This is a genomic window from Corallococcus sp. CA053C, from assembly GCF_003611675.1.
In the GTDB taxonomy this organism is placed as follows: Bacteria; Myxococcota; Myxococcia; order Myxococcales; family Myxococcaceae; genus Corallococcus.
Genome location: NZ_RAWA01000847.1, coordinates 1 through 573 on the forward strand (window position 1 = coordinate 1; position 573 = coordinate 573).

The 573-nt window shown below is 72.4% G+C and carries 1 protein-coding gene; it reads right to left on the bottom strand.

What is annotated here, in order from left to right; translation table 11 throughout:
* The coding region (locus tag D7V97_RS45190; RefSeq protein ID WP_158623583.1) for a hypothetical protein at positions 1-573 on the bottom strand (573 nt) is incomplete at both ends.

Here is a 573-nt window from a genome sequence, read left to right on the forward strand (position 1 = left end):
CCGCGCCCCCCGCCACCCTGGGCAGGCACTCTTGCGTCAGCCAGCTCCAGGTCGCCGTGCCCTGCTCGACAGGCCAGTCCAGCTCCACTGAGTCGTCTGCCTTCGCCAGCAGCGCGTCGATGTACGCGCACGCCGCGCGCGGACCCAGCACGCCGCCCCTGCGCACCTCCTCCGCCGCTGCCTCCCACAGCTCCTCGCGGTAGTAGTGCGCGAAGTAGAAACCAGGCTCCACCAGCTCCGCCTTCACGCCTCGCGGCAGCTTCGCCAGCACCAGCCCGCTCGACAGGTACGCCGGCCCCGACGCCCTCGGGTGGAACGGGCTGAAGGCCGACCGGAACGCCCGCACCGCGACCCCCGCCTCCTCCGTCGTCTCCAATCCGTCCGGACACCCCGCTCGCAGGTGGAAGTCGTCGAAGCGCAGGAACAGATCCACGCTGATGCCCACCGCGTTCTGGCACAGCGACTCCAGGCACGCCGCCAGCCGATGCCCCGCACCAACGCTCGCCGGTGCCTCCCACGCCGCCGCGGTGATCGTCCGGGCCTCCGGGTCCACCTGGAGCGACAGCCGCACCC